This is a genomic window from Micromonospora sp. NPDC047620, assembly GCF_043205005.1.
In the GTDB taxonomy this organism is placed as follows: domain Bacteria; phylum Actinomycetota; class Actinomycetes; order Mycobacteriales; family Micromonosporaceae; genus Micromonospora.
Map to the genome: position 1 here is coordinate 1 of NZ_JBIDDG010000065.1, position 8,544 is coordinate 8,544.

Annotated in this window: 9 protein-coding genes and 1 pseudogene; 6 read left to right on the forward strand and 4 right to left on the reverse strand. The window is 71.9% G+C overall.

The genetic code is table 11. The annotated features are described in order from the left end of the window. Positions 1-1,371: 1,371 nt before the first annotated feature. Positions 1,372-2,106, forward strand: coding sequence for an alpha/beta hydrolase (locus ACGF5C_RS33905; protein WP_393308364.1), 735 nt, complete (start codon positions 1,372-1,374; stop codon positions 2,104-2,106). Between the two features lie 32 nt (positions 2,107-2,138). On the opposite strand, the pseudogene ACGF5C_RS33910 reads toward ACGF5C_RS33905, so the two are convergent. The 3 genes and pseudogenes from ACGF5C_RS33910 to ACGF5C_RS33920 all read right to left on the reverse strand — a co-directional run bounded on the left by ACGF5C_RS33910 (position 2,139) and on the right by ACGF5C_RS33920 (position 4,524). Beyond that, positions 2,139-3,261: pseudogene (locus ACGF5C_RS33910) on the reverse strand (IS630 family transposase). A gap of 278 nt (positions 3,262-3,539) precedes the next feature. Beyond that, complete coding sequence (locus tag ACGF5C_RS33915; RefSeq protein WP_393308366.1) at positions 3,540-3,731, reverse strand: DUF397 domain-containing protein; 192 nt, start codon at positions 3,729-3,731, stop codon at positions 3,540-3,542. After that, the gene (locus ACGF5C_RS33920) at positions 3,718-4,524 is read right to left on the reverse strand and encodes a helix-turn-helix transcriptional regulator (protein WP_393308368.1); all 807 of its coding nucleotides are present in this window, start codon (positions 4,522-4,524) and stop codon (positions 3,718-3,720) included. The genes ACGF5C_RS33915 and ACGF5C_RS33920 overlap by 14 nt, the downstream gene beginning before the upstream one ends. Before the next feature lie 256 nt (positions 4,525-4,780). Between ACGF5C_RS33920 and ACGF5C_RS33925 the strand changes: the two genes are divergently transcribed. The 5 genes from ACGF5C_RS33925 to ACGF5C_RS33945 all read left to right on the forward strand — a co-directional run bounded on the left by ACGF5C_RS33925 (position 4,781) and on the right by ACGF5C_RS33945 (position 7,608). Next, the gene (locus ACGF5C_RS33925) at positions 4,781-5,041 is read left to right on the forward strand and encodes a hypothetical protein (RefSeq protein WP_393308370.1); all 261 of its coding nucleotides are present in this window, start codon (positions 4,781-4,783) and stop codon (positions 5,039-5,041) included. Beyond that, positions 5,038-5,298 carry a flavin reductase gene (locus ACGF5C_RS33930; protein ID WP_393308372.1) on the forward strand — a complete coding sequence of 87 codons (261 nt, stop codon included), beginning with the start codon at positions 5,038-5,040 and terminating at the stop codon, positions 5,296-5,298. The genes ACGF5C_RS33925 and ACGF5C_RS33930 overlap by 4 nt, the downstream gene beginning before the upstream one ends. Before the next feature lie 150 nt (positions 5,299-5,448). Further along, complete coding sequence (locus ACGF5C_RS33935; protein WP_393308374.1) at positions 5,449-5,940, forward strand: DUF1772 domain-containing protein; 492 nt, start codon at positions 5,449-5,451, stop codon at positions 5,938-5,940. Between the two features lie 209 nt (positions 5,941-6,149). Continuing rightward, positions 6,150-6,452: a hypothetical protein gene (locus ACGF5C_RS33940; RefSeq protein WP_357449543.1), complete on the forward strand. Its 303-nt coding sequence runs from the start codon at positions 6,150-6,152 to the stop codon at positions 6,450-6,452. An 82-nt stretch (positions 6,453-6,534) separates the two neighbouring features. Continuing rightward, positions 6,535-7,608: an NAD-dependent epimerase/dehydratase family protein gene (locus tag ACGF5C_RS33945; protein WP_393308376.1), complete on the forward strand. Its 1,074-nt coding sequence runs from the start codon at positions 6,535-6,537 to the stop codon at positions 7,606-7,608. Between the two features lie 57 nt (positions 7,609-7,665). On the opposite strand, the gene ACGF5C_RS33950 is transcribed toward ACGF5C_RS33945, so the two are convergent. Continuing rightward, on the reverse strand, positions 7,666-8,415 hold the full coding sequence (locus ACGF5C_RS33950; RefSeq protein ID WP_393308378.1) for a ZIP family metal transporter: 750 nt from the start codon (positions 8,413-8,415) through the stop codon (positions 7,666-7,668). Positions 8,416-8,544 lie beyond the last annotated feature (129 nt).

Genomic DNA, 8,544 nt, shown 5'->3' on the forward strand with positions numbered 1-8,544 from the left:
CGCGCTGGAAATCGTCATCGAGAGAAGATCCATCCTCGCCCCGGGAGGGCTAACTGCTCTGAACCGCTGGTCTCACCCAACCCTGACACCCAGGGTCCCACCGCACGAGTTCCTCGCCCAGCGGCTTGCCCGACACCAGCACCGTCCAGCGCCCCCGTTCGCGTTCGCCGTCCATCTTGACGATGGCGACCAAGTCGCGATCCCTGGACTGGAACACCAACGGCGATTCACGCCACCGGTGCACCGAAACGACACATCCGGTTTCACCATCCACAACGGCCACCACGCGCACTCTCGCGGTTGCCCCGGGTGGGGCACCTCCTACCAGAGCGGTGGCCGGACCCACCTCACCCGCGATGGATTCCTGCCATGACTCGCACCGCACCTCAGGGGCAAGCTGCGGCGGGTTCACCGGCTCCCCGCTGAGGCACGCGAGCCCCAAGACTGCCAGCGCTGCCACGGGCCGCGGGTTTGTCGTCCTGCGAGGCGACGGGGGGCGGGCCGACGCACTCAGATCGATGACGGGCATAGGGCAAGTTATCCGATGGGCAGGTAACCCGTTCGTACCGACGCGGGCCATCAACGGGCCAGTAACCGTGGCGCCCAGCGGCCATGAGCGGGCACGAGCGGCATAGAGCTCTGCCGCCGACGGCAGGCGTTTCGGGCATCGCGGCTCGTTGAGCGCGATCTTCCAAACTGACGATGCGAGCACAACCGGCCCGGTCCCGCCGTGCCCGTTGCGTGCCCGTAGGGATGCGCGACGACGGTCAACGGCGGTCAGCTCCTGGGCGTGGCGGCCAGCGGGGCAGCGCAGTCCAAGCCAGGTCACTGCCGAGCGGCTTCCGCCCGTATCCACACTTCCTAAACCGTTGCGCTTACCGAGCCTCTGGATCAACCCGTACCGCGCCCGCCTGCCGCCAGCTCGGCAGACAAGCCTGCGTATGAACAAGTGAGCAGCCCACGAGCATCCGGAACCCACAGTGGATTGCTAGTGCCGTGACCACGAACGTTCACGGTGTTGGTTGACACGCCGTCGGCCTGACGGGCGTATGGCGTAATCGGAAGGTCAGCCGCCACCGCCAGTCGGGGCAGGGCGGGACTCAGGAAGGGAGCACGGCGGCCAGGTCGTTGGACGTGATCGGTGAGCTCCCACCTGACCGCATGCGGCCTGTTGGTGCATCCGGCCACGGAGCCTGCGCGGAAAAACGTTTGGCGTAGCACGGTGGCCGCTGCTAGGTTCTCGGGGCCGTGCGAGAGACCGAGGAGGTGGTACCCGTGAATGTTTCGACATGGGTGCTCCCCTCTGGGGTCACGGTCGGGCGATAGGTCGTCCGGGAGCGCCGTTCGCGAGCACTCCCGAAAGGCACGACCATGCGATTCACTACTGAGCAACGCCTCGATGACGGTGTCCTCGAACGCGAATTCACCCTCGGCGAGATCCCCGGCATCCTGTGGACGCCGGGATCCGCATCCGCACCGGTCCCGCTGATCCTGCTCGGTCACCCCCCGCTCGGACTGCGCAAGATGTACCCCCGCCTGGTGGCTCGGGCCCGGCACTCCGCGGCGGAGGGCTTCGCCGCGGCCACCATCGAGCTTCCCGGCAGCGGTGATCGGCCTCGTTGGGCCGCCGCCGAGCAGGCCGGCGCCGACCTGCGCCGGGCGCTGGAGGCCGGCGAGCCGGTCAGCGACGAGATCATCGACGCCCTCATCCTCCCGCTCGTCGACAGGGCGGTCCCGGAATGGCAGGCCGCCCTGGATGCCCTGCTGTCGCTGCCGGAAATCGGCGGCCCGGTCGGGTACTCGGGGGGAGTAATCTCCGTCGGCATCCGGCTGGCGGTGGTCGAGCCGCGCATCGTGGCCGCCGGGCTGTTCGCCGGGAGTTTCGTGCCTCGCACCATGTTCGAGGAGGCCCGGCAGGTCACCATTCCGCTGCACGTCTTGCTGCAGTGGGACGACGAAGGAAACGACCGGCAAGCGGCCCTGGACCTGTTCGACGCCTTCGGCTCCAAGGAAAAGACGCTGCACGCCAACATGGGCGGACACACCGGCGTCCCGCAGTTCGCAGGGGAGGACGCAGCCGGGTTCTTCGCCCGGCATCTGCGCTAGTGCCGTGACTTCGAACGTTTGAGGTGTTGGGGTCAGGCTGCCTGGGTGGCGGGTTGGCCCCAGCGTCGCTGGCGTTCGCTGCGGATACGGGCGCGTTCGCGGCGTTGGGCCGCGAGGACGTCGGGGTGGCGGGCGTTGGCGTTGCGCCAGCGCAAGTACTTGTGCAGGTGACGGATCAGCGCGGGGTGGTTGGGGTGGTCTGAGCCGGCGATGACGAAGGTGCCTAGCGGCCCGAACTGGGCCTCGATCGGGTTGGCCCAGGACGCGTAGGTCGGTGTGAAACACAGCTCGACCTTGTGCCGTGCCGCCCACGCGCGGATCTTGGTGCCTTTGTGGGCGGGCAGGTTGTCCAGAATGACGTAGATCGGTGCGCCGTCTGGCCGGGCTCGGCGGATCGACTTGAGTGCGGCGAGGGTGTTCGCGGCGCTCTTGCGGCGCCGGACGACGCCCCAGAGCTGGTCATCGCCGACCGAGTAACAGCCGTGAAACTGCCGGACACCGTGCAGCTTGTGATAGTTCGCCGGCAGCCGTCGCGGATGCCTCTTGCGCGCCCAGCCGGCACCAGCCTGCGGACGGATGACGAGAGGCCCGAACTCGTCGAAAGCGAACACCCGCTGCGGACGTTGTTGGTGACATGGTCGATGCGGGCAAGCTTCGCGTCGCGCTGCGGGTCGTTGGATTCCTTCCAGGTCTTGGTCCGCTGGAACGTGATCCCGTGTTTGATCAGCAGCTGCCGCAGGCGTTCCCGCCCGATGGTGATCGGGCAAGCGGCCCGCGAGGCGAAATAGTCGGCAAGCTTGCGGACGCTCCACCGGGTGAACGGCCGCCCCAAGGCTTCGGGGCGGGTGTTAGCCGTCTCGACGATGAACTGCTCGTCGTCGCTACTGATCAGGCGGGGACGGCCACCCGCCCACCGAGGGTCCAGGCTGGCCATGCCCATCTCGTTGAACCGGTGGATGACCTGCCGGATCGTGTCCTCGTCGGCCTGCACGAGACGAGCGATAGCCGGCACGGTGTTGCCACCGGCCGAGGCGAGCACGACACGACCATTGCTCGCCGTAAACGAATCGGTGAACCGGTGCCTCTACGAGTGACACGCAGCAGCTGCTGACCTTCCTGGTCACTCAGCCGCCGCACGCGTACGGGATCTGCCACCGTCACAGCCTGACCGCCGCAACGCCGTACGCCCGTCAGGCCGACGGCGTGTCAACCAACACCGTGAACGTTCGTGGTCACGGCACTAGCACAGCATTTCCGCAGCCCAGGCGCCTGCCCGTCGCGCTCAGGTTACCGGACGTCGGCCGGCGGCGGCTCTCGGCTTCCGCGCCGCCGTCGATACGCCCAGCTCAACGAGGGTGCACTGGGGGGTGCGGCCACGGAGGCGCCCGCCCCGGTCGGGAGACGGGCGCCTTCCGGGCGTACGGGATGGGCGGTCAGGCCCGTCCGGCGGTCCGAGCGACGAACGCGCGCCAGGCCGTGGGGGCGAAGGTCAGGGACGGGCCGGTCGGGTCCTTCGAGTCGCGGACGGCGACCACGCCGGGCAGGTTGTCGGCCACCTCGACGCAGTTCCCGCCGCTCGCTCCGCTACGGGTTGCCTTGCGCCAGCGGGCGTTACTGAGGTCCATGTTGGCTCTCTACTTCCTTGAGCAGGTCGATGGACTGCCGGCGGGGCAGAGCCTCGTTACGCACACTTTCCCACCGAGCTTGAAGCGTAGCTACGTCATCGTCATTGTCGATGACGACGCCGGCAAGCTGGTTCTCCAGATGCCCGACCCATACGCCCTCCCTGGAGCGCGCCAAGGCGAACGGTCCCGACAGTCCCACATGCAGTCCGCTCGACGCAGGGATGACGTGCACATGGATGTGTGGCAGCTCGGCGAGAGCGATCAGGTGGGCGATCTGCTGCGCCATGACGGCACCGATGCCGTCGCCGTAGCGGCGCAGCGCTGACTCGTCGAGTACCGCGACGAACTGAGGCGGTCGATCGCTTGTCAGGATCTTCTGTCGCTCCACCCGAGCCGACACGCGCTGCTCCACCTCGTCAGTGGTGAGGATGTCGACTGACCGAAGCACGGTGCGGGCGTAGTCCTCCGTTTGAAGCAGACCGGGAATCAGGTTCGGCTCGAAGTAGCGGAGTTGGGTCGCCGCGCGTTCGGCGTCGAGCCAGGGGAGGAACCAGGAGGGTGCGCCGACGCTGGCGACGAGCCGTTCGAATAGCCCGCCGGTCTTGAGCGCCCGGTCGGCGCCCTTGATGAAGTCCATCGTCAGGGCGCGGGTGCCGCCCTCGACGGCGCTGACGTGCGACGCGCTGAAGCCCGCGCCCCGGCCGAACGTCTCCTGCGTCATGCCGGCGCCACCTCGGGCGCGGCGGATCTCGGCCACGACGAAGGCGGCGAGCGGACTCGGCACGTCGGCCATTCAGGGCCTCCCAGTTTGAAGATCGACTACCCATGGCGCCACCCGCCGGGCGCGGGTCCGGCCAGCCTCACCCGGACGCCCGCAGAGCCTTCCGAGCGTAGTCGCCTCCACAGCAGAGTGTCACCAGCGAGGGCCGCTCGTGGAGCACTGGCCGGGGGCGGTCCTCGCGGGGGCCGCCCCCGGGCGAGCATCCGTCGGCGGCCCCCATCCGAGCATCGGACAGGCCAACAGGCAGGGCGACGGACGGGAGGCAGGCGTGACGGGCGACGGGCCGCGCCGGGAGGGCGCGATCGTGACGGGGGAGGTGATCCGCGTGCCGGAGGACTCCTACCGGTTCGGCACCGGGATCCTCACGCTGTACGTCACCGAGATCCTCAGCCGGGGGCCGTTCCAGGGCGCGGAGTGGGTCGAGCTGCGCGGCCGGGAGTTGGCCCCGGACGGCACGCTCCGGCCACGCGAGCGGTACGCCTTCGTCCGGGTGGACCGGGCGACCGTCGTCACGGTGCCGGCGCGGTGACCCGCCGCCGCGACCACCTGCCGTCCCGTCCCACCTGGCGCTGCGCGGCCTGCGGGATCGCCTGGCCCTGCTCGGCGGCGAAGCTGCGGCTGCTCGGCGAGTACCGCACCGACCGGACCGCGCTGCTGATCTATCTCGGCACCCTTCAGGCCGAGGCGGCCGGGCAGCTCGCGGAGCTGGACGGCGAACGGTCGTGCACCGACCTGGCCGAGCGTTTCACCGGCTGGGCCCGCCCGCGCGGGCAGGCCACCCCCTGATCCCGCCCGGGCCGGTCTTCCCGTGGGCCGGTCCGGGCGGTCCCCCTCGCCGTGCGTGGACGCTCGCTTATCGGGTCGAGCGGTCCGGCCATGGCCGGGAGGATCGCGCCCCGGTTGACTGGCGGGGACGACGACGGGGGAGGAACACCTATGTTCGAGACGATCCGCACGGCCGCCCTGGCCGGGGCGACCCTGACCACCGGGCTGGTGGCGGGGCTGTTCTTCGCGTTCACCTGCGCGGTCATGCCGGGTCTCGGTGCGACCGACGACCGGACGCTGATCGGCACCATGCAGTCGATCAACCGGAAGATCCTCAACGGCTGGTTCCTGGGCGCGTTCCTCGGCGCGCTGCTGCTGCTGGCCCTGGCCGCCGCCCTGCACCTGACCCGGGGCGGCCCGGCCCTGCTCTGGGCCATCGCCGCGCTGGCCTGCTACCTGGTCACCTTCGTCGTCACCGTACGGCTCAACGTGCCGCTGAACGACCGGCTGGAGGCCGCCGGCCCGGTGGACCGGATCGGCGACCTGGCCGAGGTGCGGGCCTGGTTCGAGGTGGCCTGGGTGCGCTGGAACCTGATCCGCACGCTTTCCTCGGTGGCCGCGTTCGCCTGCCTGATCGGCGCCCTGCTGACCCGGCGCGGCTGACCCGCCTCGCCGGCTCCTTGCGCGGCTGAGCGCCCCTGCCGGTCCTGGCGCGGCTGACCGCCCGCCGGCCCGGCACGCCGGCACCGCCCGTCACCCGCTACCGCCAGGGGACCGGGAGACCGGGAGACCGGGAGGCCGGGAGACCGGGAGGCCGGGAGACCGGGAGACCGGGAGGCATGGGCGGGCCGGCGCGGGGGAACCGTGCCCGCATGAGGATCAGCAGCACCCCGGCCGTCGCGGCCTCCGGCGAGGAGACCGGCCCCGACGGCGTACGGGAGCCGGCCGGCGAGGTGCACGCCTGGCTGCCGGGCCAGAACCAGACCGTCTGCGGGCTCCCGCTCAGCCGGACCCGGCTGCGCCGCTTCCCCCACGTGCGGTTCGAGTACCGGTCGACGGACGTGCTCACCGGGGCGGACCCGGTCGGCCGGATCTGCCCGCGCTGCCTGGCCGCCTCGGACGGCCGGCGCCGGGACGAGAAGAAGAGCTGGGTGCGCCACTCGCCCCGCCCCTGACGGCCGCCGCGCCCCTGACAGCCGCCCTGATGGCTGCCGGGCGCGGCGATTGGCGGGCGGCTGACCGGGTACGGGGTCGGGCATGCGGATCGTGGTGGTGGGCGCGACCGGCAACGCCGGCACCGCCCTGTTGCGCCGGCTGTGCCGGGAACGCGGAGTGGATCTCGTCGGGGTGGCGCGCCGGCTGCCGGGGCCGGACGCCGGTGAGCCGTACGACCAGGTGGAGTGGCACTCCTGCGACGTCGGGCTGCCGGGCGCGGCCGACCAGCTCGCGGAGGTCCTCGCCGGGGCCGACGCGGTGGTGCACCTGGCCTGGCAGATCCAGCCCAGCCACGACCAGCGGGTGCTGCGCCGGACCAACGTCGGCGGCAGCGCGGCGGTGATCGACGCCGTGGTCCGCGCGAACGTGCCGGCCCTGGTGGTCGCCTCGTCGGTCGGCGCGTACGCGCCCGGCCCGAAGGACCACCCGGTCTCCGAGCGCTGGCCGGCGACCGGGGTGCCCGGCTCGTCGTACAGCCGGGACAAGGCCGAGGTGGAGGCGCTGCTGGACCGGGCCGAGCGGGAGCACCCGGGGCTGCGCGTGGTGCGGCTGCGCCCCGGCCTGAACTTCCAGCGGGCGGCGGCCACCGAGATCACCCGCTACTTCCTCGGCCCGTTCGCGCCGGTCCGGCTGCTCCGCTTCGGCCGCATCCCGCTGGTGCCGACGCACCGGCGGCTGCGGATGCAGGCGGTGCACACCGACGACGTCGCCGACGCGTACGCCCGGGCGGTCCTGGGCGACGCGCGCGGCCCGTTCAACGTCGCGGCGGACCCGGTGCTGACCCCGGAGTTGGTGGCCCGGCACTTCCACGGCTGGACGGTGCCCGTGGCCGCCCCGGTGCTGCGCGCCGCCGCCGCGCTCACCTGGCGGGCGCGGCTGCAACCGATCGACGCCGGCTGGGTGGAGCTGGCCCTGAACGCGCCGCTGATGTCGAGCGAGCGCGCCGAGGCGGAGCTGGGCTGGCAGCCGCGGCACGACGCGGTCAGCGCGCTGAAGGAACTCTTCGCCGGGATGGCCGACGGCGCGCGCACCGCCAGCCCGGCGATGTCCGCCGCAGGTGGCCGCCCCGCCGCCCTGCTGCGGGGCCGCCCCGCCGGCCACGGCAACCCCTACTGACGCACGCCGCCCCGACCGGCCCCGGGAATCAGGGGCGGGCGCCCTGCCGGGGACGGGTCACGGGCGGGAGAGGGCGAAGGCGGTCAGGAATCCGGCCACGGTGACGAGGCCGACCAGCAGGTGGGCGTCCTCGAACGCCTCTGGGACCATGGTGTCGGTGATCATCGCCAGGATGGCGCCGGCCGCCAGCGCGGTGATCGCCGCGAGCGCCGCCGGCGGGGCGTCGCCGAGCAGCGTGAAGCCCGCCACCGCCGCCACGCCGCTGACCAGGGCGATCGCGGACCAGAGCGCGAAGACGTACCGCCGGGAGCGGCCGGCCCGGCGCATGCCGGCCGCGCTGGACAGGCCCTCCGGCACGTTGCTGAGGAAGACCGCGACAACGGTGACCAGGCTGACCGGCCCGCCGGCCAGCAGGCTGGCCCCGATCACCACCGATTCGGGTACGCCGTCCAGCAGCGCGCCGACCGCGATCGCGGAACCCGAGCCGGGCCGCTCGCTCTCGGAAGGCTGCCGGTCGCCGGAGCGCTTGCGGTGCCGCGCGCCCCACCGGGCGAGCAGCACGTTCGCCAGGGTGTAGGCCAGCGCGCCGCCGGCCGCGCCGAGCGTCGTGGGCAGCAGGCCGCCCTTCTCGTGCGCCTCCGCGATCAGCTCGAACGAGACGGCGGAGAGCAGCACTCCCGCCCCGAACGCCATGACCGACGCGATGACCCGCTGCGGCACCCGGGCGAACCAGCCCACGGCCGCCCCGAGCAACAGGGCGGACCCGGCCAGCAGCCCCCACCCACCCGCCTGCAACCACTCCGGCATTCCCGGGACCGTACCGTTACCTGTCAGTGCGCTGTAGCGACTGATCGGCATGTCCCGCCTTGCGGTGGGACGGTCCCGGTCTTATCCGCCTGAGCGGGGCCGGGTTGACGCTTCACGGCCACCGGCCCG